The sequence below is a fragment of the Mycobacterium sp. genome, assembly GCF_046091765.1.
GTDB lineage: Bacteria > Actinomycetota > Actinomycetes > Mycobacteriales > Mycobacteriaceae > Mycobacterium.
Genome location: NZ_JBJTCF010000131.1, coordinates 1 through 23,830 on the forward strand (window position 1 = coordinate 1; position 23,830 = coordinate 23,830).

Annotated in this window: 25 protein-coding genes; 15 read left to right on the plus strand and 10 right to left on the minus strand. The window is 70.0% G+C overall.

What is annotated here, in order from left to right; genetic code table 11:
• Together ACKOB8_RS14835 and ACKOB8_RS14840 are read left to right on the plus strand one after the other, a co-directional pair.
• A partial coding sequence (locus ACKOB8_RS14835; protein WP_526378578.1) for a VldE C-terminal domain-containing protein occupies window positions 1-275 on the plus strand: 275 nt, incomplete at its 5' end.
• 77 nt (window positions 276-352) lie between these two features.
• On the plus strand, window positions 353-568 hold the full coding sequence (locus ACKOB8_RS14840; RefSeq protein WP_526378580.1) for a hypothetical protein: 216 nt from the start codon (window positions 353-355) through the stop codon (window positions 566-568).
• Here the strand turns inward: ACKOB8_RS14840 and ACKOB8_RS14845 are convergent.
• Window positions 537-830: a WhiB family transcriptional regulator gene (locus ACKOB8_RS14845; protein ID WP_526378582.1), complete on the minus strand. Its 294-nt coding sequence runs from the start codon at window positions 828-830 to the stop codon at window positions 537-539. The two genes, ACKOB8_RS14840 and ACKOB8_RS14845, sit on opposite strands and share 32 nt — an antisense overlap.
• A 327-nt stretch (window positions 831-1,157) precedes the next feature.
• On the opposite strand from ACKOB8_RS14845, the gene ACKOB8_RS14850 reads away from it, so the two are divergent.
• From ACKOB8_RS14850 to ACKOB8_RS14860, 3 genes are all read left to right on the plus strand, one after another.
• Window positions 1,158-1,955 (plus strand): hypothetical protein, encoded by a 798-nt coding sequence (locus ACKOB8_RS14850; protein ID WP_526378584.1) that lies wholly within the window; start codon window positions 1,158-1,160, stop codon window positions 1,953-1,955.
• Between the two features lie 87 nt (window positions 1,956-2,042).
• On the plus strand, window positions 2,043-2,633 hold the full coding sequence (locus ACKOB8_RS14855; RefSeq protein WP_526378682.1) for an RNA polymerase sigma factor: 591 nt from the start codon (window positions 2,043-2,045) through the stop codon (window positions 2,631-2,633).
• Window positions 2,634-2,643: 10 nt separating this feature from the next.
• Window positions 2,644-3,963, plus strand: a complete 1,320-nt coding sequence (locus ACKOB8_RS14860; protein ID WP_526378586.1) for an anti-sigma-D factor RsdA — start codon at window positions 2,644-2,646, stop codon at window positions 3,961-3,963.
• A gap of 55 nt (window positions 3,964-4,018) precedes the next feature.
• Here ACKOB8_RS14860 and ACKOB8_RS14865 read toward each other — a convergent pair whose 3' ends face one another.
• Complete coding sequence (locus ACKOB8_RS14865) at window positions 4,019-4,423, minus strand: DUF5319 family protein (RefSeq protein ID WP_526378588.1); 405 nt, start codon at window positions 4,421-4,423, stop codon at window positions 4,019-4,021.
• A gap of 100 nt (window positions 4,424-4,523) precedes the next feature.
• On the opposite strand from ACKOB8_RS14865, the gene guaB reads away from it, so the two are divergent.
• Genes guaB through guaA form a run of 4 tightly spaced genes read left to right on the plus strand, consistent with a single transcriptional unit; the run spans window position 4,524 to window position 10,563 of the window.
• Window positions 4,524-6,086, plus strand: coding sequence for an IMP dehydrogenase (gene guaB, locus ACKOB8_RS14870; protein ID WP_526378684.1), 1,563 nt, complete (start codon window positions 4,524-4,526; stop codon window positions 6,084-6,086).
• A gap of 26 nt (window positions 6,087-6,112) precedes the next feature.
• Entirely contained in the window at window positions 6,113-7,252 is a 1,140-nt protein-coding gene (locus ACKOB8_RS14875) for a GuaB3 family IMP dehydrogenase-related protein (RefSeq protein ID WP_526378686.1), read from the plus strand.
• A gap of 17 nt (window positions 7,253-7,269) precedes the next feature.
• Entirely contained in the window at window positions 7,270-9,003 is a 1,734-nt protein-coding gene (locus ACKOB8_RS14880) for a GMC oxidoreductase (RefSeq protein ID WP_526378590.1), read from the plus strand.
• A 9-nt stretch (window positions 9,004-9,012) separates the two neighbouring features.
• On the plus strand, window positions 9,013-10,563 hold the full coding sequence (gene guaA / locus ACKOB8_RS14885) for a glutamine-hydrolyzing GMP synthase (RefSeq protein WP_526378592.1): 1,551 nt from the start codon (window positions 9,013-9,015) through the stop codon (window positions 10,561-10,563).
• 11 nt (window positions 10,564-10,574) lie between these two features.
• Here guaA and ACKOB8_RS14890 read toward each other — a convergent pair whose 3' ends face one another.
• On the minus strand, window positions 10,575-11,456 hold the full coding sequence (locus ACKOB8_RS14890; protein ID WP_526378594.1) for a fructose bisphosphate aldolase: 882 nt from the start codon (window positions 11,454-11,456) through the stop codon (window positions 10,575-10,577).
• 90 nt (window positions 11,457-11,546) lie between these two features.
• On the opposite strand from ACKOB8_RS14890, the gene imuA' reads away from it, so the two are divergent.
• Window positions 11,547-12,131: a DnaE2-dependent mutagenesis accessory factor ImuA' gene (gene imuA', locus ACKOB8_RS14895; protein ID WP_526378688.1), complete on the plus strand. Its 585-nt coding sequence runs from the start codon at window positions 11,547-11,549 to the stop codon at window positions 12,129-12,131.
• Entirely contained in the window at window positions 12,128-13,669 is a 1,542-nt protein-coding gene (locus tag ACKOB8_RS14900; RefSeq protein ID WP_526378596.1) for a DNA polymerase Y family protein, read from the plus strand. Before imuA' ends, ACKOB8_RS14900 begins: the two co-directional genes overlap by 4 nt.
• Here the strand turns inward: ACKOB8_RS14900 and ACKOB8_RS14905 are convergent.
• The 3 genes from ACKOB8_RS14905 to ACKOB8_RS14915 are packed head-to-tail and all read right to left on the minus strand — an operon-like array spanning window position 13,660 to window position 15,629.
• Entirely contained in the window at window positions 13,660-14,484 is an 825-nt protein-coding gene (locus ACKOB8_RS14905) for a nucleoside hydrolase (protein ID WP_526378598.1), read from the minus strand. The genes ACKOB8_RS14900 and ACKOB8_RS14905 overlap by 10 nt on opposite strands.
• The gene (locus tag ACKOB8_RS14910) at window positions 14,481-14,900 is read right to left on the minus strand and encodes an acyl-CoA thioesterase (protein WP_526378600.1); all 420 of its coding nucleotides are present in this window, start codon (window positions 14,898-14,900) and stop codon (window positions 14,481-14,483) included. The genes ACKOB8_RS14905 and ACKOB8_RS14910 overlap by 4 nt, the downstream gene beginning before the upstream one ends.
• Window positions 14,901-14,903: 3 nt before the next feature.
• Window positions 14,904-15,629, minus strand: a complete 726-nt coding sequence (locus tag ACKOB8_RS14915) for a histidine phosphatase family protein (RefSeq protein WP_526378602.1) — start codon at window positions 15,627-15,629, stop codon at window positions 14,904-14,906.
• 91 nt (window positions 15,630-15,720) lie between these two features.
• Here ACKOB8_RS14915 and ACKOB8_RS14920 point away from each other — a divergent pair, with 91 nt between their 5' ends.
• Window positions 15,721-16,608: a MaoC/PaaZ C-terminal domain-containing protein gene (locus ACKOB8_RS14920; protein WP_526378604.1), complete on the plus strand. Its 888-nt coding sequence runs from the start codon at window positions 15,721-15,723 to the stop codon at window positions 16,606-16,608.
• A gap of 24 nt (window positions 16,609-16,632) precedes the next feature.
• Here the strand turns inward: ACKOB8_RS14920 and ACKOB8_RS14925 are convergent, their stop codons facing one another.
• Window positions 16,633-17,343: a VIT1/CCC1 transporter family protein gene (locus tag ACKOB8_RS14925; RefSeq protein ID WP_526378606.1), complete on the minus strand. Its 711-nt coding sequence runs from the start codon at window positions 17,341-17,343 to the stop codon at window positions 16,633-16,635.
• Window positions 17,344-17,407: 64 nt separating this feature from the next.
• On the opposite strand from ACKOB8_RS14925, the gene ACKOB8_RS14930 reads away from it, so the two are divergent.
• From ACKOB8_RS14930 to ACKOB8_RS14940, 3 genes are all read left to right on the plus strand, one after another.
• Window positions 17,408-20,707 carry a DNA polymerase III subunit alpha gene (locus tag ACKOB8_RS14930; RefSeq protein ID WP_526378608.1) on the plus strand — a complete coding sequence of 1,100 codons (3,300 nt, stop codon included), beginning with the start codon at window positions 17,408-17,410 and terminating at the stop codon, window positions 20,705-20,707.
• A gap of 211 nt (window positions 20,708-20,918) precedes the next feature.
• On the plus strand, window positions 20,919-21,086 hold the full coding sequence (locus ACKOB8_RS14935; protein WP_526378610.1) for a hypothetical protein: 168 nt from the start codon (window positions 20,919-20,921) through the stop codon (window positions 21,084-21,086).
• 43 nt (window positions 21,087-21,129) lie between these two features.
• The gene (locus ACKOB8_RS14940; RefSeq protein WP_526378612.1) at window positions 21,130-21,771 is read left to right on the plus strand and encodes a nitroreductase family protein; all 642 of its coding nucleotides are present in this window, start codon (window positions 21,130-21,132) and stop codon (window positions 21,769-21,771) included.
• Here ACKOB8_RS14940 and ACKOB8_RS14945 read toward each other — a convergent pair whose 3' ends face one another.
• The 3 genes from ACKOB8_RS14945 to ACKOB8_RS14955 form a co-directional block, all read right to left on the minus strand.
• Window positions 21,772-22,236 carry a tRNA (cytidine(34)-2'-O)-methyltransferase gene (locus ACKOB8_RS14945; RefSeq protein ID WP_526378614.1) on the minus strand — a complete coding sequence of 155 codons (465 nt, stop codon included), beginning with the start codon at window positions 22,234-22,236 and terminating at the stop codon, window positions 21,772-21,774.
• 9 nt (window positions 22,237-22,245) lie between these two features.
• Window positions 22,246-22,509, minus strand: coding sequence for a hypothetical protein (locus ACKOB8_RS14950; RefSeq protein ID WP_526378616.1), 264 nt, complete (start codon window positions 22,507-22,509; stop codon window positions 22,246-22,248).
• 63 nt (window positions 22,510-22,572) lie between these two features.
• Complete coding sequence (locus tag ACKOB8_RS14955; RefSeq protein WP_526378618.1) at window positions 22,573-23,802, minus strand: PucR family transcriptional regulator; 1,230 nt, start codon at window positions 23,800-23,802, stop codon at window positions 22,573-22,575.
• Window positions 23,803-23,830 lie beyond the last annotated feature (28 nt).

The window sequence follows — 23,830 nt, forward strand, 5'->3', positions numbered from 1 at the left end:
TCATGATCCCGAACGCCGACACGCCCGAGGGAATCGAGCTCGGCAACCAGATCGCCGGCTACGCCCTGGCGAACGCCAAACGCTGGGGCGTGTTGCACGTCATCTGGCGGCAGGGCTTCTATCCCGGCATCGGAACCCCCAACTGGATGGCTGACTACGGCTCGCTGACGGCCAACCACTTCGACCACGTTCACATCGCCACCGACGGTGGCGGATATCCGACCGGTCGCGAGGTCTACTACCTGGGGTCGGTTCGCACAGAGCCGCCGAATTGACCGGTAGGAGACTGCCGTGGCCCCCCGGCCGCACCTGGTGGGTCACACCGCACCACACCCGCTGGCTGGTCGCGTGCGTGTCAGTGATGCTGGTGGCGGTGTGGGCCGGGGGAGCATCGTTCGCGGTGGTCCTGGTGTTTGTCGCGATCTTCGCCTCCGGAGCGGCACTAATCGCACTGGACAGCCCGGCACCGGTGCCGCACGCCGATGACAGCGCTCACGACGGCGTCGACGAAGCAGAGTTACCCGTCGGGTCCGGCGTCACGCCGAACGACGGCACGTCCCGTGCTTGATCAGCGTCTCGCGCTCCGACTCACTCAAGCCGCCCCAGATTCCGTAGGGTTCCCCGACCTGAAGCGCGTGTGCGCGGCACTGCACAATCACCGGGCAACTGCGGCACAACTGCTTGGCCCGCACCTCGCGCTGGGCGCGCGCGCGGCCGCGTTCGCCGTCCGGATGGAAGAACACCGACGAGTCGACACCCCGGCACAAGCCGTGCATCTGCCAATCCCAGAAGTCCGCATTGGGTCCGGGTAGGCGCTGTGGTTGAAGCATCTGAAAGTTCTTCTCCCCAAGAGTATTTCGCCCGATGATGCGACGAATGATGTCGGGAGCTGTCGTCGCTGACTGCCCAGTGCACGTAACGCTAGGAGTCGCAGGGAAACCACGTCAAGGGTCCCCGGCCGTGTCGGATTTCACGGGGCTCCGGGCGAATTTACCTGCCGGTCATCTCACCTGTTGCCGCCCGATGGCTCGACCTGCACCCGACCGGACTGGCTGGCCACAGTGGCGATCTGTCGCACTCCAGTTGACATGGCCGTAACGCGACGACCACGAACTGTTTACACCCGGATTTCGAGGGGTTGATACCGTCGCGACCCGATGATCTCGACGACGCTGGCCGACGCCGCGTTCGGTCACGACCCCGGCCGCTGGCCGCTGCCCGCCGCCGGCAGCGCGGCCGAACTGTGGTTGCGGGCGGTCGCCGCCGGCGGGCAGGGCCGCTACGCGAGCGCCCGCGCGGATCTGGCGGCCCTGGCTCGGTTGCGCCCGGCCGGGAGGCTGGGCTCACTGGCCGCGAGCACCGCGGGATCCTTCCTTCGCCAGCAGGGCTGGCACGGCCAAGCCCACGACTGGGACGGCCGGGCCTGGGCCAGAGCCGGCGACGACGCGGAGAGTGGAGTCGACGCCCTGATCGGACTGGCCGCCGACGCGCTCGGTGTGGCCCGGCTGGCGGCGGCGGCGGCCCTGCTGCGCCGCGCCGTAGACCTGCTGGGCCGGGCGCAGGCGCCACCGGCCCGGCTGGCGATCCGGCTGGCCTGGGTGCACGCCGAATTGGCGATGGCCGCAGGGGCGGGTGCCGAGGCCGTCGGCCATGCCCGGCGCGGCGTCGACCTGGCCGAGCAGGCGCTGCCGGCGCTGCGGCGCCATCGCGTCAAGAGCGATGTCGTGCTTGCCGCTGCGCTCTGCTGCGCGGGCGATATCGCGCTGTCCCGCACGGTTGCCGAGTCGGCTCTGGCCGACACCCGCGAGCACGGACTGGTCCCGCTGACCTGGGCGCTGGGCTGTCTGCTCGCCGACATCGGGGGCGGGTCCTACTCCGACTCCGAGATCGCCGACATCCGTGACCGCAGTGCCGCCTTCATCACGCGCCACGGCGGTCGTTGGAGCCGTCGCTAACCGTCCATCCCCGGTCAGGCCGATATTGTCGTGGTCAACACCGCTTCCGGCGATATCCGGTACGTAACGTTGGAGATGCCCTCGTCGATGACCATTCCGGGAGAACGTCTCGACGCGGCCGTCGCTGAAGCGGTTGCCGGCAGCCGGGATGCGCTCCGGGAGGTGGTCGAGACGATCCGCCCGGTGGTGGTCCGCTACGTGCGGGCCCGAGTCGGTACCGCGGAACGCAGCGGCCTCTCAGCCGACGACGTTGCCCAGGAGGTTTGCTTGGCCGCCATCCAGGCGCTGCCGCGCTACCGCGACCAGGGCCGTCCCTTCATGGCCTTCGTGTACGGCATCGCCTCGCACAAGGTCGCCGACGCCCATCGGGCGGCGGCCCGCAACCGCTCCGACCCCACCGACGCCGTACCGGAGCGCTACTCGCTGGAGTCCGGTCCCGAGCAGCGGGTCATCCAGTCGGACTCCGCGGCACGGATGAACAAGCTGCTCCAGGTACTCCCGGAGAAACAGCGGGAAATCCTGACGCTGCGCATCGTGGTCGGCCTGTCGGCCGAGGAGACCGCCGATGCCGTCGGCAGCACCCCCGGCGCCGTCCGGGTGGCTCAGCATCGGGCGCTGGCCCGGTTGAAGTCGGAGATTGCCTCGGCGGGGCTGGATGCGGGGTCGGACTATGTCTGAGCGGCCTGACATGCCTGCGAACGCCTCGCCCGGGGGCGAGCCTTCGCTGGACGCCGTGCGGCGCACCGACGAATTCGTGGATGCGCTGGCGGCCGGGCGTCCGGTCGCGCCCGAGGACCAGGCCGATGCGGCGCTGGCGGCCCTGCTCGGTGGCTGGCGCGATGACGTCAGGCGCACCCCCGAACCCGGCGTGGTCACCGAGTCCGAGGCGGTCGCGGCGCTCAACGCGGGTCTGGCTGAACGCCCCGCCGGTGTTCGCCGCGAGCGCCCCTCCGGTGCGCGGCGCACTCGCCGCGGACTGAGCGTGGTCGGCGCGGTGGCGGCCGGGATGCTGTGCATCGGCGGGTTCGGCGCGGTCGTCGCCGGCTCCGGACCGGGTGATCCCCTCTACGGCCTGCGGACGATGTTGTTCGGCGTCCCCCGAGAGGTGCGCGACGACCAGGTCGCCCTGGCCGCTCGAACCGAACTGCAGCAGGTCCAGGACCTCATCGCCCGCGGCGACTGGCAGCAGGCCGAGCAGAAACTGGTCGCGGTGAGCACTCAGGTCGCCAGCATCGGCGACGAACAGCAGAAGCAGGAACTGTTCGACACCTGGAACGACCTGTCGGCGAAAGTCGTCGAACGCGACCCGGAGGCGACCGTCCCACCCGGCATCACCTTCACCGTGCCGCCCGAGGCCACCGAACTGGTGCCTGCTGTGGCTTCGCCGACCAGCGTGCCGCAGACCCCGCCGCTGGGTGAATCGCCGTCGCCCGCGACCAGCCCGACCGCCCTGCCGACAACGACAGCACCGACCACTGCATCGACAGCGGGCGCGACTGCGGGCTCGACTGCGGGCTCGACTGCGGGCTCGACAACGGGGTCCGCGGCGACGACAGCTCCGACGACTTCGGCCTCCACACCGACGACTTCGGCCTCCACACCGACGACTACGTCTGCCGCGGCAGCCACGACCACACCGACGAGTGCGGCGCCGACCACGACGGCGTCAACAACTACAGCGGGAACGACGGCCACTGCCACGACACGGGCAGCCACGACGAGCGCATCGGTTCCGGTAGCCGCGACGGCGCCGACGTCTGTTCCCACCACAGCGTCAGCGGCGCCGAGTCCGGCGGCGGCGAGTCCGGCAACCACGACGGTGCCGGCCACTACTGGGGCCACTACTGGGGCTACTACTGGGGCCACTGCTCAAGCCCCTGCGCCGGCTTCTACGCCGGCTACCCCAACGGCCGCGACACCGGCACCGGCGGCTCCGACCACGGCGGCCACGCAGGCACCGGTCATCACGACGACTGTCGTGGTGCCGGTACCCGAATCCGCGGGCTAGCCCTCAGCGCGGATTGTCAGCGCGGATTGTCAGCGCAAATTGTCAGCGCAAACGGTCAGCGCAAATTGTCATAGTCGGTCGTCGCCTCGTCGAGGGCCGCATCGGCATAGCCGCGGCAGTAGTCCCACGTGACGTAGGCTTCCGGCTCCGGATCGAAGGCGGGTTCGTGCGGTCGCACGGTGCCGTCGACGAGGAGTTGGAGAAGATTGGCGCGCAACATGTCCCAGTCGTGGTAGTGGTCCTGCTGGCACTCGTCGCAGCACACCACCAAGCCGCGCACCCCCCGGTGAGCCAGCAGCGACTCGTAGATCGCCAAGTCGGCGAGGTCGGCCTCCACCGCGGAACGCTCCTGAGGGTCCAGCGGTTGACCGGGCTCCAGGGCGTCCAGCGCCGCCGACGGATCGCACGGGTCATCGGCGAACGGATCGGGCGGCAAGCCCGGCGGCAGATGATCGCGCACGGCTCAACACTACGCAGCCCCCGGATACGGCGCCAGAGAACCCGGCGGGCAAGCCGATAGGATGATGCCCAGTCCCCGCCCGCCGATGGAGGCCCTACCGATGTCACTCGCCGAAGGCGCCGCCGACCGGATCCCGGTCGCAACCAGCCCCGCGGTCCTCACCGGGGGCGACGACCCGAACAAAGTCGCCATGCTGGGGCTGACCTTCGACGACGTACTGCTGCTGCCGGCGGCCTCCAACATCGTGCCGGCCGCGGCCGACACCTCCAGCCAGCTGACCCGCAAGATCCGGCTGAGGGTGCCGCTGGTCAGTTCGGCGATGGACACCGTCACCGAAGCCCGGATGGCCATTGCGATGGCGCGCGCCGGTGGCATGGGAGTGCTGCACCGTAACCTCGCCATCGCCGAGCAGGCCGGTCAGGTCGAGATGGTCAAACGTTCCGAGGCCGGGATGGTGACCGATCCGGTGACCTGTTCACCGGAGAACACCCTCGCCGAAGTCGACGCGATGTGCGCCCGGTTCCGCATCTCGGGTCTGCCCGTCGTCGACGACGACGGCGCCCTCGTGGGCATCATCACCAACCGGGACATGCGTTTCGAAGTCGACATGTCCAAACGGGTCGCGGAGGTGATGACCAAGGCGCCGCTGATCACCGCTCAGGAAGGCGTCAGCGCCGACGCCGCGCTCGGACTGCTGCGGCGCAACAAGATCGAGAAACTTCCGATCATCGACGGCCGGGGCCGGCTCACCGGGCTGATCACCGTCAAGGACTTCGTCAAGACCGAGCAGCACCCGCTGGCAACCAAGGACAGCGACGGTCGGCTGCTGGTCGGCGCCGCCGTCGGTGTCGGCGAGGACGCCTGGGACCGGGCCATGGCACTGGTCGACGCGGGCGTCGACATCCTGGTGGTCGACACCGCCCACGCGCACAACCGCCTCGTGCTCGACATGGTCGGCAAGCTCAAGGCCGAAGTCGGCAGCAAAGTAGAAGTGGTCGGCGGCAACGTCGCCACCCGCGCCGCCGCCGCGGCACTGGTCGACGCGGGCGCCGACGCGGTCAAGGTCGGGGTGGGACCTGGGTCGATCTGCACCACCCGGGTGGTGGCCGGGGTCGGTGCGCCCCAGATCACCGCGATCCTGGAGGCCGCCGCGGTCTGCGCGCCCGCCGGGGTTCCGGTCATCGCCGACGGCGGGCTGCAGTATTCCGGCGACATCGCCAAGGCGCTGGCCGCCGGAGCGTCGACGACCATGCTGGGGTCGCTGCTGGCCGGTACCGCCGAGGCGCCCGGCGAGTTGATCTTCGTCAACGGCAAGCAGTTCAAGAGTTATCGGGGCATGGGTTCGCTCGGCGCGATGCAGGGGCGCGGCGCGGCCGGGTCCGGATCCTTCTCCAAGGACCGTTACTTCCAGGACGACGTGCTCTCCGAGGACAAACTGGTCCCCGAGGGCATCGAAGGGCGGGTTCCGTTCCGCGGTCCGCTCGCCACGGTCATCCACCAGCTCACCGGCGGCCTGCGCGCGGCGATGGGCTACACCGGCGCGGCCTCCATCGAGGCGCTCCAGCACGCTCAGTTCGTGCAGATCACTGCGGCCGGGCTCAAGGAGAGCCATCCGCACGACATCACCATGACCGTTGAGGCACCTAACTACTACGCCCGCTAAGCCGGAGGGGGTCAATCGTGCACGACATGGTTGATATCGGACTGGGCCGGGCGGCTCGCCGGACCTACGAACTCGCCGACGTCAACGTCGTGCCGTCGCGGCGCACCCGGTCCTCCAAGGACGTGTCGACGAGCTGGCAACTCGACGCGTATCGGTTTGAGAACCCGGTCGTGGCCCATCCCACCGACGCGCTGGTCTCCCCGGAGTTCGCCATCGAACTCGGCCGCCTCGGCGGGCTGGGAGTGCTCAACGGCGAGGGGCTGATCGGTCGGCACGCCGACGTCGAGGACAAGATCGCCCGGGTGCTCGAGGCCGCCGAGAAGGACGTCGACTCCTGCGCCGCGATCCGGCTGCTGCAGGAACTGCACGCCGCCCCGCTGGAACCCGACCTGCTCGGGGCGGCGGTGGCCCGCGTTCGCGACGCCGGGGTGACCACCGCCGTGCGGGTCAGCCCGCAGAATGCCCGGGCGCTGACGCCGGTTCTGGTGTCAGCGGGGATCGATCTGCTGATCATCCAGGGCACCATCATCTCCGCCGAGCGGGTGACTCAGGGCCGCGACGATGGCGGCGAACCGCTGAACCTCAAGACGTTCATCACCGAACTGGACGTCCCCGTGGTCGCCGGCGGCGTGGCCGACCACCGCACCGCCCTGCACCTGATGCGCACCGGCGCGGCCGGTGTGATCGTCGGCTACGGCTCGACCTCGGGTGTGACCACCAGCGACGAGGTACTCGGCATCAGCGTGCCGATGGCGACCGCGATCGCCGACGCCGCGGCCGCGCGCCGCGAGTACCTCGACGAAACCGGCGGCCGTTACGTGCACGTGCTGGCCGACGGCGATATCCACACCTCCGGAGACCTGGCCCGGGCCATCGCCTGCGGCGCCGACGCCGTCGTGCTGGGGACCCCGCTGGCGGTGGCGGCCGAGGCGCTGGGCGGCGGCTGGTTCTGGCCGGCCGCCGCAGCGCACCCGTCCCTGCCCCGCGGCGCGCTGCTGGAGGTGGCCTGCGGTGAGCGACCTCCGCTGGACGTCGTGCTCAACGGCCCCTCCGACGATCCGTTCGGGTCGCTCAATCTCGTCGGCGGGCTGCGCCGCTCGATGGCCAAGGCCGGCTACTGCGACCTCAAGGAGTTCCAGAAGGTCGGCCTGACCGTCGGCAGCTGACCGCCTAGGCTGGTGTCATGCAACCGGATGTCGACGTACTGATCATCGGTTCGGGCTTCGGCGGCAGCGTCAGCGCGCTGCGGCTGACCGAAAAGGGCTACCGTGTCGCGGTCGTGGAGGCCGGTCGGCGCTTCGCCGACCACGAGTTCGCCAAGACCTCCTGGCGGCTGCGCGAGTTCCTCTGGGCCCCTCGGCTGGGCTGCTACGGTATCCAGCGAATTCACCTGCTGCGCAACGTGATGATCCTGGCCGGGGCCGGCGTCGGCGGCGGCTCGCTCAACTACGCCAACACCCTCTACGTGCCGCCGGATCCGTTCTTTGAGGATCCGCAGTGGTCGACCATCACCGACTGGCGCTCAGAGCTCATGCCGCACTACGACCAGGCGCAGCGCATGCTCGGCGTGGTGACCAACCCGACCCTCACCGATGCCGACCGCATCATGAAGGAGGTCGCCGACGAAATGGGCGTGGGTGACACCTTCACCCCGACCCCGGTCGGGGTGTTCTTCGGCACCGACGGACGCAAGCAGCCCGGCAAGACCGTGCCCGACCCGTTCTTCGGCGGTGCCGGGCCCGAACGCACCGGCTGCATCGAGTGCGGGGAGTGCATGACCGGTTGTCGGCACGGGGCGAAGAACACCCTGGTCAAGAATTACCTCGCGCTAGCGGAAAAGGCTGGTGCGCAAGTCTTTCCGATGACCACGGTCACCAGCTTCGAGCCGCGCCCCGACGGGATGTGGTCCGTCGAGACGAGCCGCACCGGCCGGTGGCTTCGCAGGAAGCGTCGGACGTTCACCGCGCGCCACGTGATCCTCGCCGCCGGGACCTGGGGCACCCAGCGACTGCTGTTCGAGATGCGCGACACCGGCCGGCTACCCCGGCTTTCGGAGCGTCTGGGCCTGCTCACCCGCACCAACTCGGAGTCCATCGTCGGGGCTGGGCGGATGCGGGCGCTGTCCGATCTCGATCTGACCCACGGCGTCGCCATCACCTCGTCGATCCACCCGACCCCCGACACCCATATCGAGCCCTGCCGCTACGGCAAGGGCTCCAACGCGATGGGACTGCTGCAGACCCTGATGACCGACGGGGCCGGGGCCGAAGGCACCGATCTGCCGCGCTGGCGGCAACTGCTCGAGCAGGCGGGGCGCGATCCGCGCTCGATGCTGCGCATGCTCAGCCCGCGGCGCTGGAGTGAGCGCACCGTGATCGCCCTGGTCATGCAGCACCTGGACAACTCGATCACGACCTTCACCGCCCGCGGTCTGTTCGGCCGGCGGCGGATGACCAGTAAGCAGGGCCACGGCGAACCCAACCCGACGTGGATTCCGGTCGGTAACCGGGTCACCCGCCGGATCGCCGAGAAGATCGACGGCGTCGCCGGCGGCACCTGGGGCGAGTTGTTCAACATCCCGCTCACCGCGCACTTCCTCGGCGGGGCGGCGATCGGCGCAGACTCCGAGCACGGGGTGATCGATCCCTACCACCGCGTCTACGGCTACCCGACGCTGTACGTCGTGGACGGCGCGGCGATCTCGGCCAACCTGGGGGTCAACCCGTCGCTGTCGATCACCGCCCAGGCCGAACGTGCGGCGTCGCTGTGGCCGAACAACGGAGAGGCCGACCCGCGCCCGGCCCAGGGGCAGCCCTACCGGCGGCTGAATCCGGTCGCACCGCGCTCCCCGGTGGTGCCCGCCGAGGCGCCCGGGGCGCTGCGCCTGCTGCCGATTCAGCCGGTCGCCCGCCCGTAGACTGTCCCGGTGCCACGCCCGCCGCGCCCCGTCCTGGTCGTCGACTTCGGTGCCCAGTACGCCCAGCTGATCGCCCGCCGTGTGCGCGAGGCGCGGGTCTTCTCCGAGGTGATCCCGCACACCGCCGGCGTCGAGGAGATCAAGGCCAAAGACCCCCAGGCGATCATCCTGTCCGGCGGGCCGGCCAGCGTGTACGAGCCCGGCGCCCCGCAACTCGACCCCGCCCTGTTCGAGCTCGGGCTGCCGGTGTTCGGCATCTGCTATGGCTTCCAGGCCATGGCCCAGGCTCTCGGCGGCACCGTCGATCGCACCGGAACCAGCGAGTACGGTCGCACTGAACTCAATGTCCTTGGCGGGCAGCTGCATTTGGGCCTGCCCGGGACGCAGCCGGTGTGGATGAGCCACGGTGACGCGGTCACCCGCGCGCCGGCCGGCTTCGAGGTGGTGGCCGCCAGCGCCGGCGCGCCGGTGGCGGCGTTCGAAGACCGCAAGCGATTGCTCGCGGGTGTGCAGTACCACCCGGAGGTCATCCACACCCCGCACGGCCAGCAGGTGCTGAGCCGCTTTCTGCATGATTTCGCCGGGATCGGTGCCGAGTGGACGCCGGCCAACATCGCCGATTCGCTCGTCGAGGAGGTGCGCCGGCAGATCGGTGACGCCCGCGCGATCTGTGGGCTGTCCGGCGGTGTGGACTCCGCGGTCGCGGCCGCCCTGGTGCAACGGGCGATCGGTGATCGGCTGACGTGCGTATTCGTCGACCACGGCCTGCTGCGCGCGGGGGAACCCGAGCAGGTCGAACGCGACTTCGTCGCCGCGACCGGCGCGCGGTTGGTCACCGTGGACGCCGCGGCGAGGTTTCTGGAGGCACTGTCGGGCGTGCGCAACCCCGAGGGCAAGCGCAAGATAATCGGCCGGGAGTGCATCCGCGCGATCGAGGGTGCGGTGAGCGACCTGCTCTCCGGCGAGCAGGTGGACTTCTTGGTCCAGGGCACGCTCTACCCCGACGTGGTGGAGTCCGGCGGCGGGACGGGTACCGCCAACATCAAAAGCCACCACAACGTCGGGGGACTGCCGCCCGACCTCAAGTTCTCCCTTGTCGAGCCGTTGCGGCTGCTGTTCAAGGACGAGGTCCGGGCGATCGGGCGCGAACTCGGACTGCCGGAGGAAATCGTTGCGCGCCAACCCTTCCCGGGGCCGGGTCTGGGGATCCGGATCATCGGTGAGGTCACCGCAGAGCGGCTGGACACGTTGCGCCGGGCGGACCTGATCGCCCGTGAGGAACTGACCTCGGCCGATCTGGACGGCCAGATCTGGCAGTGTCCGGTGGTGCTGCTGGCCGACATCCGCTCGGTCGGGGTGCAGGGCGACGGTCGCACCTACGGCCATCCCGTTGTGCTGCGTCCGGTCTCCAGCGAGGATGCCATGACCGCGGACTGGACCCGGGTGCCCTACGAGGTGCTGGAGCGGATCTCGACGCGGATCACCAACGAGGTCCCGGAAGTCAACCGGGTGGTACTGGACGTCACCAGCAAGCCGCCGGCCACCATCGAGTGGGAGTGACGCCCGAGCGCCTAAGTCCGTGACGCCGCAGCGATCTCGGTGATCGCGGCGTCCAGGGCGCGGTCGAACTCCGCGTCGCTCTGCTGGGCCGTCAGTCCCTCGGTCAGCGCCCGGGAGAAACTGGCCACGACGCCGTGGTTGCGCGCCAGACGCGCGCAGGCCTCCGCCCGGGTGTAGCCCCCGGACAGCGCCAGCACCCGCATCACGCCGGGGTGGCCCACCAGGTCGCGATAGTGGTCGTCGGTGTCGGGCAGGGTCAACTTGAGCATCACCTGCGCGCCGCCGAGGCGGTCGAGATGAGCCAGCAGCGCGGTCCGCAGTTGATCCTCGGCCGCGGCCTTGCCGGGACTGCGGATGTCGATCTCCGGCTCGATGATCGGCACCAGGCCGGCGTCGAGGATCACCTGCGCCACCTCGAACTGCTGGTCGACCACGGCCTGCAGGCCGGCCCCGGGCAGCGTGATCACCGAGCGCATCTTGGTGCCGAAGATCCCGTTGTCCACCGCCCGGGAGAGCAGTTCGCTCAGGCCGGTGATCGGCTTCATGACCCGGGCACCGTCCTGCTCGGGCGCCAGCCCCTTATCCACCTTGAGGATCGGCACGATCCCCTTGACCCCCCAGAGGTAGTCGGCGCTCGGCCGGTCGGCGATCCAGCGGTCCATCGTGTCCTCGAACAGGATCGCCGCGATGATCCGGTCGCCGGTGAAACTCGGGCTGGTGATGATGCGGGTGCGCATCTGATGCACCAGGTCGAACATCTCCGCATCGCCGGAGTAGGAGTCCTCGGGGATTCCGTACAGCCGCAGGGCCCCGGGCGTGCTGCCGCCGCTCTGGTCCAGTGCGGCGACGAAGCCGTCCGCGTGGGCGATCTTCTCGGCCTGCTCAGTGTTCATGACCAGCATGGTGCCAGAGGGCCCTTGACGCTGTCGGGGGCCGGGCGTTTACTCATATTCGAACGTATATTCGAACTCCCGGAGGTGCCCGTGACGGCGGCGATCACCCGTGCCGAGCAGCTGTACGAGCTGCGCCGGCGGCTGGCTCAGATGTCGGGAACGCCGGGCGCCCCGATCGCCGGGCGCGCTTCCGGGGGGCTGCCGCGCGGATCGGTGGCGGTGCTTTCGGGCGCCCGGTCGCTGCCGGTCGGCATGGTCGCCGCGACGACGGCCGCCGGCGGTCACGCCGCTGTCGTCGGTCTGCCGCAGTTCGGTCTGCTGGCCGCGGCAGAGCGCGGCGCGGACCTCAGTCGGCTGGCGGTGATCCCCGACCCGGGCGCTGATCCGCTCGAGGTGGCCGCGGTGCTGCTGGACGGGATGGACCTGGTGGTGCTCGGCCTGGCCGGCCGTGCGGTGCCCGCGGCCCGGGCGCGGGTCCTGGCGGCCCGCGCGCGGCAGCGGGGCTGCACCCTGCTGGTGACGCAGGGGCACTGGCAGGGCGCGATGCGGATGGACGCCCGGGTGTCCGGGTACGACATCACCCCGGGTCCCGGATGCCGCGCCGGCGTGGCGGCGGCGGGTTGCGGGCGCATCAGCGCGGTGCGGGTGGCGACCCGGATGCTGGGGCGCGGATGAGCGCGCGGGTCCTGGCGATCTGGTGCATGGACTGGCCGGCCGTGGCCGCGGCGGCGTCGGCCGGGCTGCCGCCCACCGCCGCGGTTGCGGTCATGCACGCCAACCGGGTGGTCGCGTGCTCGGCTGCGGCCCGCGACGCCGGGGTGCGGCGCGGCCTGCGCCGCCGCGAGGCCCAGGCCCGCTGCCCGGGGCTGCACGTCGCGGTTGCCGACCCCGCCCGTGATGCACGGTTCTTCGAAGGCGTGACGGGCGCGGTGGACGACGTGGTGCCGCGCGCCGAGATACTGCGGCCGGGTCTGCTGGTGCTGGCGCTTCGGGGCGCGGCCCGCTACTTCGGCTCCGAGCAGGCCGCCGCCGAACGGGTGCTCGACGCGGTCGCCGCGGCCGGCGCCGAATCCCAGGCGGGGATCGCCGATCAGCTCGCGACGGCGGTGTTCGCCGCCCGGGCGGGACGGGTGGTGCCACCCGGCCAGGATGCGGCGTTCCTGTCCGGGCTGCCGATCAGGGAGTTGGCGGGTGAGCCCAGCCTGTCCGGAACCGGCCGATCGGAGCTGGTGGACCTGTTGTGGCGCATGGGAATTCGAACCTTCGGACAGTTCGCGGCATTGCCCCGCCGCGACGTCGCCTCCCGGTTCGGATCCGATGCGGTGCTGGCGCATCGGCTGGTTCGCGGTGAACCCGGGCGCGGACCTTCGGGGCATGAACGTCCGGAGGAGTTCGACGCGGTGCTGCACTGCGACCCGCCGATCGACCGGGTCGACGCCGCCGCGTTCGCCGGACGGGCCCTGGCCGCAGCCCTGCACCGCAGCCTGGCGGCGGCCGGTCTGGGATGCACCCGGCTGGCCGTTCACGCCGTCACCGCCGACGGCGGGGAGTTGACCCGGGTGTGGCGCTGCGCTGAGCCGCTGACCGAGGACGCCACCGCCGACCGGGTGCGCTGGCAGCTCGACGGCTGGCTGGTCCGCCGGGATGCCCGGAGCCGCGCGCTCGGCCCGGTGACGATGCTGCGGCTGCATCCGGTGGAGGTCATCTGCGCCGAGGCGCTGCAGCTTCCGCTGTGGGACGGCCCCGGCGAGGAGGACCGGGTGCGGGCCCGGCGGGCGCTGGTGCGGGTGCAGGGGCTGCTCGGTGCCGAGGCCGTGAAACTGCCCGCGCTCAGCGGCGGCCGCGGGCCCGCCGAACGCATCACCCTGACCCCGCTCGGCGACGAACAGGTGCCCCGGGCGCCCGTCGACCGGCCCTGGCCCGGGCAGTTACCCGAACCCGCGCCCGCGGTGCTCGTCGACGACCCGGTCGAACTGCTCGACGCCCGGGGCGATCCGGTGCGGGTGAGTTCCCGCGGAATGTTCACCGCCGAGCCGGCCCGGCTGGCCGGGGCGGCTTCGCGCTACCGGGGCGAACTGAGCTGGTGGGCCGGGCCGTGGCCGGCCGACGGCGGCGACGGCCCGATCGCCCGCGCGCAGGTGCTCGTCGACGGCTGCGCGCTGCTGCTGTGTTACCGGCAGCGCCGGTGGCACGTGGAGGGCGCCTATGAGTGAGGTCTCACGTCAGCCAGGCTCCGCGCCAACGCGCCGACCCGCGCCACGAACCGTTCGACGAACGTCGCGGGGTCGCCCGCCAACGCGGGATCGAGCGCCACCGCCGCAGCCAGCGGGTCGTGCAGGTGCGCCCGATATCCGACGCCGCGCCCGAGGTTGACCTCGAAACGGAATCGGACGGCGTCGTCGATGAACTCGACCAGCCGGGTCCTCGCGCCCGCCGCCCCGGTCAATCGGTCCAGCACCGCCGGGTCGATCACCGCCTGCTCGGTGAGGGTCCGGTCGCAGAGGATCAGACTCCGCCGGTCCCAGGCGACGGCCACCTCGTCGGCGGCCTGTGGGTCGACGTCGGCGTTACGCGCGGCAACGACGACCAGTCGCCGTAGCAGGCCGGGCAGGGCCGGTTCGCGTCGCAGCGCCAGCGCCAGGTTGGTCAGCGGCGCGACGGCCACCCCGACCAGCGTTCCGGGGTGGGCGCGCGCGGCCCGGACCCAGGCTTCGGCGGCGTCGTAGCCGGCCGGTCCCTGCTGTGCCGGCGGCAGCACCGCGTGGCCCAGGCCGCTCGGCCCGTGCAGATCCCCGGCCGTGACCAGCCGCGTCCGCAACGGAGCCGGCGCACCCCGCGAGACCGGCACGTCGGTCGACCCGCACAGCTGCAGCACCCCGAGGGTGTTGTGGCACACCTGGTCCACGGCCACGTTGCCGGCGGTGGCGCCGACCCCGATCAGTTCGGCGTCGTCGCTGGCGATCAGGTAGATCAGGGCCAGCGCGTCGTCGACGCCGGTGTCGACGTCGGCGAACACCGGCTGGGTCACCGCGCGTCGGCCGACGCCGCCAGTTGGTCGCGGAACCAGCCCGGGCAGGGCTGCTTCTCGAAGGTGGTGGCATCCACGCAGACGTGGGTCATCGTCGCCTCGGCGATCAGGTGCGCGCCGCGGGTGATCGTGTAGCGGCTGCGCAGCGAGGTGTTCCCCGGCGGCTCGATCGCGACGTCGACCGTCAGTTCGTCGTCGAACCTCGCGGGCGTGCGGAACCGCAATTCGCTTGCCGCCACGACGAAGTCGACACCCCGGTCGGTCACTGCGTCATAACTGCCGAACACCTCGCGCAGCGCCTCGCTGAAGGCCATGTCGACCCAGGTCAGGAAATGGCCGTTGAACGCCCGGCCCTGCATGTCGCACTCGACGTAGCGCACCCTCAGCGGCATCGCGAAGTGTGCGTCGGCGCCCACCCGTCAGACGGTATCGGGGGAGACGTTGGTGATGCCGTTCCAGTCCTGCAGCGTCCATCCGTTCACCGGGTTTCCGGTGACCACCACGTAGCCGGTGTTGGGCAGCGGATGGTCGTCGAGCAGGCTGTCCTTGGGGTTGCGGACATTCATCAGAATCCACATCATGATGGCGTACCCGCTGGAGAAGGCGACCGGTTTGTTGTCGCCGCCCTCGTAGATCTTCTGAATCGCCCCGCTGAACTGTCCGTTGAACTGCCCGCCGTTGACCGATCCGGGGATGGTGAACTCGCGGTTGCTGCGCAGCCACTCCCGCATCGGCATCCGGTAGGTCGCGGCGGAGACCTCCTCGTCGGACCCCTCGAACCAGCCCGCCGGGATCTCATTGAGCCCGGGCAGCACCGTCGCCTGCCCGCCGAGTGCCCGGGCGAGCGGGGCCGCCGACTGTTCCGAGCGCAGCAACTGGGAGGTGTAGATGCCGTCGTAGGCGTTGCCCTTGAGCCGGTTGGCCAGGGACTCCGCCTGCTGCTGTCCGGCCGGGGAGAGCGGCGGGCCCGGCGGGGCGGTCTCGATCACGCCCTCCTCGTTGGCTAACGATTCGGCGTTGCGGATCAGCGTCAGGGTGATGATGCGCTCGCCGGGCGCCGACGATCCGCCGCAGGCGGTGGGCACCACGAGGACCAGCAGGGCGAGGACGGCCCCCAGCACGGTTCGGAGGCGGGAGAGGTTCATGCTGACTAGGGTGCCTTGTCGATCGCACTTGCGGGGCGGAATCCCGGTGGAATCCCCGGGCGGGCACCGTTGATACCTCAGGAGGACTCCGATGGCACTCGATCCGACGGCGATCGGTGCGGTGACCCAGCCGCGGCTGTATGAGTGGACCGACCGCGACACCCTGCTCTACGCCCTGGGCGTCGGCGCCGGCACCGCTGACCTCGCCTTCACCACCGAGAACAGCCACGATCTCCCCCAGCAGGTGCTGCCCACCTATGCGGTGATCTGCTGCATGGGCTTCGCTGCCGCGCCGCTGGTCGGCTCCTTCAATCCCGGCATGCTGCTGCACGGCTCCCAGGAGATCCGGCTGTTCGCGCCGCTGCCGGCCGCCGGGTCGCTGCTGGTGGTCGCCGAGGTCGCCGACATCCAGGACAAGGGCGAGGGCAAGAACGCGATCCTGATCCTGCGGGCCCGGGGTTGCGACCCGGACAGTGGCGAACCCGTCGCCGAGACCCTGACGACCCTGGTCATCCGCGGCGCCGGGGGTTTCGGCGGCCAGCCCGGGCAACGCCCGGCGGCACCGCAGTTCCCCGACCGCGAACCCGACGCGCGCATCGCCCTGCCCACCCGCGACGATCAGGCCCTGATCTACCGGCTCTCCGGTGACCGCAACCCGCTGCACAGCGACCCGTGGTTCGCCCGGGAGCTGGCCGGGTTCGACCGGCCGATCCTGCACGGGCTGTGCACCTACGGCGTCGCCGGCCGGGCGCTGCTCGCCGAACTCGCCGGCAATCAGGCAGCGCGGCTCACCGCGATGGCCGGCCGGTTCTCCGCCCCGGTGTTCCCGGGCGAGACGCTGACCACGTCGATCTGGCGCACCGAACCCGGGCGGGCGGTGTTCAGGACCGAGGCTGCTGGGGCCGGTGGAGCCGCTGGCGCCGGTGGAGCCGAAAGCCGGATCGTGCTCGACGACGGGGTCGCCGAGTACACCGGCTAGATGACCCCGGCTAGATGACCCCGGCTATATGACCCCGCCCATCAGCCGGCCGATTACGTAGGTGATCGCCATCGCCACCGCGCCGCCGATGACCACCCGCTGGGTCGCGCGGACCGGGTCGGCGCCACCCAGGCGCGCACTGACCCAGCCGGTGATGGCCAGCGCCAGCAGCACGGCGACGAACGTGATCGGAATCCGCGGTGCCGGCGGCGTCAGCAGGATCGCCAGCATCGGCAGGATCGCTCCGGTGGTGAACGCCACCGCCGAGGAGATCGCGGCGTGCCAGGGGTTGGTCAGCTCGTGCGGGTCGATGCCGAGTTCGATGTCGATGTGCGCGGCGAAGGCGTCGTGGTCGGTCAGTTCCCGGGCCACCGTGCGGGCGGTCGTCGGGGACAGGCCCTTGGCCTGATAGAGCCCGACGAGTTCTTCGAACTCCTCCTCGGGATATTCGGCGAGCTCGCGGCGCTCCTTGGCCAGCAGCGCCTGCTCGGTGTCGCGCTGGGTGCTCACCGAGACGTACTCGCCGAGCGCCATCGAGAGCGCACCCGCGGCCAGCCCGGCGATCCCGGCGGCGAAGATCGGGCCGCGATCGGTGGTGGCAGCCGCCACGCCGATGACGATGCCTGCCACCGAGACGATGCCGTCGTTGGCGCCGAGCACGCCGGCGCGCAACCAGTTGAGTTTGGTGTTGATGGCGCCGACATGCGGTTCGGCGGGATGGGTCTCTGACGTCACCCCGTGAGCGTAAGGGGCGATCACCCCCTGTTCTATCGAACGTATGTTCTATACACTGCTCCGGGTGGGCTGGAACGACGGACCGCCGAACTGGGCCGAGATGGAGCGGGTACTCAACGGCAGACCGCCGCCGTCCGGCGGCCTGGCCGGACCGCCCGCCGACGGCAGCGACAGCCCGGCCTGGTCGCGCAAACGCGGTGCCTATCGCCCGCCCGCCGGGCACCGGACTCCTCGGGACGCAGGGGATCGCGCGGTTCGCTACGCCGAGTTGCACGCGCATTCGGCGTTCAGCTTCCTCGACGGGGCGAGTACGCCCGAGGAACTCGTCGAGGAGGCGGTCCGGCTGGATCTGCGTGCGATCGCGCTGACCGACCACGACGGGCTCTACGGAGTGGTGCGGTTCGCCGAGGCGGCCGCAGAACTGGGTATGCGCACCGTCTTCGGGGCGGAGTTGTCGCTGTCGGGAACCGCGCGCACCGAAGCGCCCGATCCGCCGGGACCGCACCTGCTGGTGCTCGCTCGCGGGCCGGAGGGGTATCGGCGACTTTCCCGCCAGCTGGCTGCCGCACATCTGGCCGGTGGGCACAAGGGCAGGCCGCGCTACGACTACGACGCACTCACCGAGGCCGCCGGCGGACACTGGCAGATTCTCACCGGTTGTCGCAAAGGGCATGTGCGACAGGCTCTTACCGCCGACGGGCCGGAGGCGGCGGCTGCCGCCCTCGCCGATCTGGTGGAGCGTTTCGGCCGTGACCGGGTCAGCGTTGAGTTGACCCACCACGGTCATCCCCTCGACGACGAGCGCAACGCGATACTGGCCGGTCTTGCCCTGCGTTTCGGAGTCGGCGTGGTGGCGAGCACCGCGGCGCATTTCGCCGAGCCCGGTCGGGGTCGGCTGGCGTCGGCCATGGCGGCGATCCGTGCCCGCCAGTCGGTGGATGAGGCGGCCGGCTGGCTGGCCCCGTTGGGCGGATCGCATCTGCGCTCCGGACACGAGATGATGCAGCTGTTCCGCCGATGTCCGGAAGTCGTCACCGCGGCGGCCGATCTCGGTGAGCAGTGCGCCTTCGAGTTGACGCTGATCGCCCCTCAGCTGCCGCCCTTCGATGTTCCCCGGGGGCACACCGAGGACAGTTGGCTACGCGAATTGACCATGACCGGCGCCGGGCAGCGGTACGGGCGGCGAGCCGGTGCGCCGCGGGCCTACGCACAGATCGAGCGCGAACTGCAGATCATCGCCGCGTGCCGGTTTCCGGGTTACTTCCTGGTGGTGCACGACATCACCCAGTTCTGCCGTCGCAGCGGAATCCTCTGCCAGGGAAGGGGTTCGGCGGCCAACTCGGCGGTCTGCTACGCGCTGGGGGTCACCGCGGTCGACCCCGTCGCCAACGACCTGCTCTTCGAACGGTTCCTCTCACCGGCCCGTGACGGCCCGCCCGACATCGACATCGACATCGAGTCCGACCGCCGCGAAGAAGTCATCCAGTACGTCTATGAACGCTATGGCCGCGACTACGCCGCGCAGGTCGCCAACGTCATCACCTACCGCAGCCGAAGTGCCGTGCGCGACATGGCCCGGGCACTGGGTTTCTCGCAGGGCCAGCAGGACGCCTGGAGCAAGCAGATCGATCGCTGGAGTCCGGTCGCCGCCGATGTCGACGGTATTCCCGAAGCGGTGGTCGACCTGGCGGTCGAGATCTCCGATCTGCCCCGGCACATGGGCATCCACTCCGGCGGCATGGTGATCTGCGACCGGCCCATTGCCGACGTCTGCCCGGTGGAATGGGCGCGGATGGCGGGCCGCAGTGTGCTGCAGTGGGACAAAGACGACTGTGCGGCAATCGGTTTGGTCAAGTTCGATCTGCTCGGGCTGGGCATGCTCTCAGCACTGCACTACGCCATCGACCTGGTGGCCGAGCACAAGGGCATCGAGGTGGATCTGGCCCGTCTCGATCTCTCCGAGCCGGCCGTCTACGAGATGCTGCAACGTGCCGATTCGGTCGGGGTTTTTCAGGTGGAGTCCCGGGCCCAGATGGCCACCCTGCCGCGCCTGCGGCCACGGGTGTTCTACGACCTGGTCGTGGAGGTGGCGCTGATTCGTCCCGGTCCCATCCAGGGCGGTTCGGTGCACCCCTACATCAAGCGGCGCAACGGTCTCGAGCCGGTCACCTACGACCATCCGTCCATGGAGCCGGCGCTGCGCAAGACACTGGGCGTTCCGCTCTTCCAGGAGCAGCTCATGCAGGTGGCGGTGGACTGCGCGGGATTCTCCCCGGCCGAAGCCGACCAGTTGCGCCGCGCCATGGGTTCCAAGCGATCCACCGCCAAGATGCGGCGTTTGCGCGACCGTTTCTACGCCGGGATGGCCGAACGGCACGGCATCACCGGGGACGTCGCCGACCGGATCTATGAGAAGCTCGAGGCCTTCGCCAATTTCGGTTTCCCGGAGAGTCATTCGCTGAGCTTCGCCTCGCTGGTGTTCTACTCCTCGTGGTTCAAGCTGCATCACCCGGCAGCGTTCTGCGCCGCACTGCTGCGCGCCCAGCCGATGGGGTTCTATTCGCCGCAGTCGCTGGTCGCCGACGCCCGCCGGCACGGAGTGCTCGTGCACCGGCCGTGTGTCAACGCGAGCCTCGCTCACGCCACACTGGAGAACGCCGGACTGGAGGTTCGGCTGGGGTTGGGTGCGGTGCGCCACATCGGCGACGACCTTGCCGGTCGCATCGCCGGTGAGCGCCAGGGGGGTGGGCCCTACCGTTCGCTGCTGGATCTGACCGGACGGATATGTCTGACGGTTCCTCAGGTCGAGGCGCTGGCCACCGCCGGGGCGCTGGGCTGCTTCGGCCTGACCCGCCGTGCGGCGCTGTGGGCGGCCGGCGCTGCGGCGACCGAGCGTCCCGACCGGCTACCCGGAGTGGGTTCCGCATCGCACGCCCCGGCGCTTCCCGGCATGAGTGAGCAGGAACTGGCCGCTGCCGACGTGTGGGCGACCGGAGTCTCTGCCGACAGTTACCCGACCCAGTTCCTGCGCGCGGACCTCGACGCACTCGGGGTCATTCCGGCCGGGGGACTGGCGTCGGTGCCGGACGGCAGCCGGGTGCTGGTTGCCGGGGCGGTCACCCACCGCCAGCGTCCGGCGACCGCCCGGGGGGTGACGTTTCTCAATCTCGAGGACGAAACCGGGATGGTCAACGTGCTGTGCACGCCGGGAATGTGGACCCGGCACCGCCGGTTGGCGCTGGGCGCGGCGGCGCTGCTGATTCGCGGTCGGGTGCAGAACGCGAGCGGTGCGGTGACCGTGCTGGCCGAGCGGATGCGCCCCCTTGCGATGGCCGTTGGATCCCGATCCCGTGATTTCCGTTAGTAAAAGAGAACCGTACCTGAAATTAAGATAAGAAAAGGCTTGAATTTGGCTGTTAATTCGATACTAATATGCCGTGCTACCAGCTGAAATGTAAAGAATTGCACAACTCAGACGCAGGGCGGGAATAACCCGAGAGAAATGCGGGTATGTTTACAACTACCGGGTTACCGACCGGTACGAGCAACACCGGCACAACACTAGGGAGGGCGCCATGATGAGCATGGCGGAGATCCAACTCCTCACCTACGCAGACGCCATTTTGCGTCAGCGCGGCTACGCCGATGCGGCCGACCGACTGGCAGATGTCGTTGCTCACGAGTCCGACAGCCAGACTCACGACGATCACCCCGCGCATCGTCATCTTCGCGCCGTCAGCTGAACCTTTCCGGCCGCACACTTCTGCTCGGCCGTAGTCTTTCCCCATGGCCTTGGATCTGACTGCCGACGAAGTCCTCACCACCACGCGCTCGGTTCGCAAGCGTCTCGACTTCGACAAGCCGGTGTCGCGCGACGTTCTCATGGAGTGTCTCGAGATCGCGCTCCAGGCTCCCACCGGATCCAACGCGCAGGGCTGGCAGTGGATGTTCGTCGAGGACCCGGCCAAAAAGAAAGCCCTAGCCGACATCTATCGCGCCAACGCGACCCCGTATCTGAATCTGCCCAAGCCGGTGCGCGGCGATATCCGCGACCAGCAGATGGATTCGGTGATGAACTCGGCGATGTATCTCAACGAGAACCTCGAGCGGGCGCCGGTCATGCTGATCCCACTGCTGGAGGGACGCGTCGAGCGCGCCGAGGCCGGCGTGCAGGCGTCGTTCTGGGGATCGCTGCTACCGGCGGTGTGGAGCTACATGCTCGCGCTGCGTGAGCGCGGATTGGGAACCGCGTGGACCACGTTGCACCTGATCGGGGAGGGCGAGAAGCAGGCGGCCGAGTTGCTCGGCATCCCCTATGAGCGCTACACCCAGGGTGGGCTGTTCCCGATCGCCTACACCAAGGGCACCGACTTCAAACCGGCCAAGCGGCTGCCCGCCGAGCAGCTCACCCACTGGGACAGCTGGTAGTCACACCGAGCCGGCGTAGCCGAGTTGCCGCCACGCCTCGTAGGCGGCGACGGCCGCGGCGTTGGACAGGTTCAGTGAACGCCGCCCAGCGAGCATCGGGATGCGCACCCGCGCGGTGATGCGCGGGTCGGCCAGGGTCGCCTCATCGAGGCCGTCGGGCTCGGGTCCGAACAGCAGGACGTCGCCGGGCCGGTAGTCGATGTCGGCGAACGAGGTCCGGGCATGGGCGGTGAACGCGAAGACCCGCGCCGGTCCGATCGCCGCCCAGGCGTCCTGCAGGCAGCCGTGCACACTCACCGACGCCAGGTCGTGGTAGTCCAGCCCGGCGCGACGCACCCTGGATTCGGACAGGTCGAAACCCAGCGGTTCGACCAGGTGCAACTCGCACCCGGTCGCCGCGACCATTCGGATCGCATTGCCGGTGTTGGGGGCGATGCGTGGGGAGAAGAACAGAATCCTGAACAACGGGCCGGTCTAGCGGTCCTGCTGGTCGATCAGCGACTCGATCAGTTCCACGATCCGCTGCTGGCCTGCAGCGGACGCGTCAAGCTTGCCTCGCATCTCGGCGAATCCGCGGTCGACCTGCTCGAACCCGCGATCGATCTGCTCGAAGCGCTGATCGACGTGACTGCGTAGGTCGACGAAGTCCTGTCGATGAGCGTTGAAACTCGCCGTCGTTGCACTACGAAAATCACGGATCTCGGCTCGGATCCGCCGGATGTCGCTGAGATCGTCCACAGCGGCAAGAGTAACGCCGGGGTCGGCAACGGTTGTTCCTCAGGTCCGGGTACCCAGACCCGGCTACTTCGAAATCCCCAGCACGCTGATGATCTCCAGCGCCAGTTCGGTGCGCCCGGGCCGCTGCTGGATCGGGTGCCCGATGGCCTTCTCGGCCTGGCGTATCCGGTAGCGCACGGTGTTGGCGTGCAGCCTCAACTGCTCGCCGGTGGCAGCCGCGTCGGCGCCGTTGGCCAGATAGACCCGCAGGGTTTGGCGCAGCCGCTCCGAGGTCTCGTCGAAGCCGGCCAGGCTGCCGAGTTCCCGGCGCACGAAGGCCGACCTGGCGTCCTCGTCGAGGATTCCCGCCGCCATGCAGGCGATTTCGACATCGCTGAAGGTGGTGACGGCTGCCGTCGGGTCCGCCACCGAGAGGGCGGCAACGGCCTCGCAGTGGGAGAGGCGGAACCCGTCGAGACCGGCGTGGCAGCCGCCGACCGCCGCCCGCACGAAGGGGTGCAGGGTCTCGGCGACAGCGGCGTCGAGGGTCTCGGACTGCCCGGGTGTCGCCGCCCAGCACCACGCCGTGCGCGCGCCGCACGGAATCATCAGCGGCCGGGCACTGCCGAGACCGGTGCTGACCGCGCGCGCCGCCGTCTCGAGCAGTCGCTGGACGTCCGCGTCGGGCACGGTCTCACCGACGCTGAGCACGAACGCGGTGTGGTGCTGGCGCAGCGGGTAGCCCAGACTCAGCACGGCGGCCTCGACGTCGACGGACTGACCGGCCAGCACCGCCTTGACGGTCTCGGCGTGGCGGGCCAGCGTGCCGCGCTGCCACTGCTCGCGTTCGGCGGTGAAGACCACGATCAGCGACTCGACCGCGGTGTCGATCCAGTAGGCGGCGTGCGTCCAGAACTGCATCAGGACCGCCGAGCGAATCGCCGGGTCGCCCACCTGCTCGTTCAGCGTTTCGGTGATGAAGTCCCAGGTGGCGTTGCGGCCGGCCCGGTAGACCGACAGCAGCACGGTCAGGTCGAAACCGCGCCGCGCCAGGGTGCGGGCCAGCCCGTAGATCTGGGGTGTCGCCGTGAACTCGATGGTGTCGCGGCTGACGACCGCCAAAAAACCCTTCCAGTGCGACCGGCTGCTGGCGTGCAACTCCGCGCGCAGGACGGGGTCGCGGAACTCCGGCACCTCCTCGACGATCCGGTCGTCGAGGATGTCGACAAGGTAGTCGAGGGTTTCCCGGTCCTCGGCGGTCCGGCTGAACTCCTCCAGCCACTGCCGCGCGGCGCTCGCCTCCGGTAACCCCATCTCGCTCCCTCGAGTTTTGTCCCCGCGA

Coding starts and splice junctions, on each gene's coding strand:
- ACKOB8_RS14880 (WP_526378590.1), top strand. CDS start 7,270: ATGCAACCGGATGTCGACGTACTGATCATCGGTTCGGGCTTCGGCGGC.
- ACKOB8_RS14940 (WP_526378612.1), top strand. CDS start 21,130: ATGGCCTTGGATCTGACTGCCGACGAAGTCCTCACCACCACGCGCTCG.
- ACKOB8_RS14955 (WP_526378618.1), bottom strand. CDS start 23,802: ATGGGGTTACCGGAGGCGAGCGCCGCGCGGCAGTGGCTGGAGGAGTTC.
- ACKOB8_RS14845 (WP_526378582.1), bottom strand. CDS start 830: ATGCTTCAACCACAGCGCCTACCCGGACCCAATGCGGACTTCTGGGAT.
- ACKOB8_RS14935 (WP_526378610.1), top strand. CDS start 20,919: ATGATGAGCATGGCGGAGATCCAACTCCTCACCTACGCAGACGCCATT.
- guaB (WP_526378684.1), top strand. CDS start 4,524: ATGTCACTCGCCGAAGGCGCCGCCGACCGGATCCCGGTCGCAACCAGC.
- ACKOB8_RS14860 (WP_526378586.1), top strand. CDS start 2,644: ATGCCTGCGAACGCCTCGCCCGGGGGCGAGCCTTCGCTGGACGCCGTG.
- ACKOB8_RS14855 (WP_526378682.1), top strand. CDS start 2,043: ATGACCATTCCGGGAGAACGTCTCGACGCGGCCGTCGCTGAAGCGGTT.
- ACKOB8_RS14915 (WP_526378602.1), bottom strand. CDS start 15,629: ATGAACCTCTCCCGCCTCCGAACCGTGCTGGGGGCCGTCCTCGCCCTG.
- ACKOB8_RS14920 (WP_526378604.1), top strand. CDS start 15,721: ATGGCACTCGATCCGACGGCGATCGGTGCGGTGACCCAGCCGCGGCTG.
- ACKOB8_RS14875 (WP_526378686.1), top strand. CDS start 6,113: ATGGTTGATATCGGACTGGGCCGGGCGGCTCGCCGGACCTACGAACTC.
- ACKOB8_RS14900 (WP_526378596.1), top strand. CDS start 12,128: ATGAGCGCGCGGGTCCTGGCGATCTGGTGCATGGACTGGCCGGCCGTG.
- ACKOB8_RS14850 (WP_526378584.1), top strand. CDS start 1,158: ATGATCTCGACGACGCTGGCCGACGCCGCGTTCGGTCACGACCCCGGC.
- ACKOB8_RS14890 (WP_526378594.1), bottom strand. CDS start 11,456: ATGAACACTGAGCAGGCCGAGAAGATCGCCCACGCGGACGGCTTCGTC.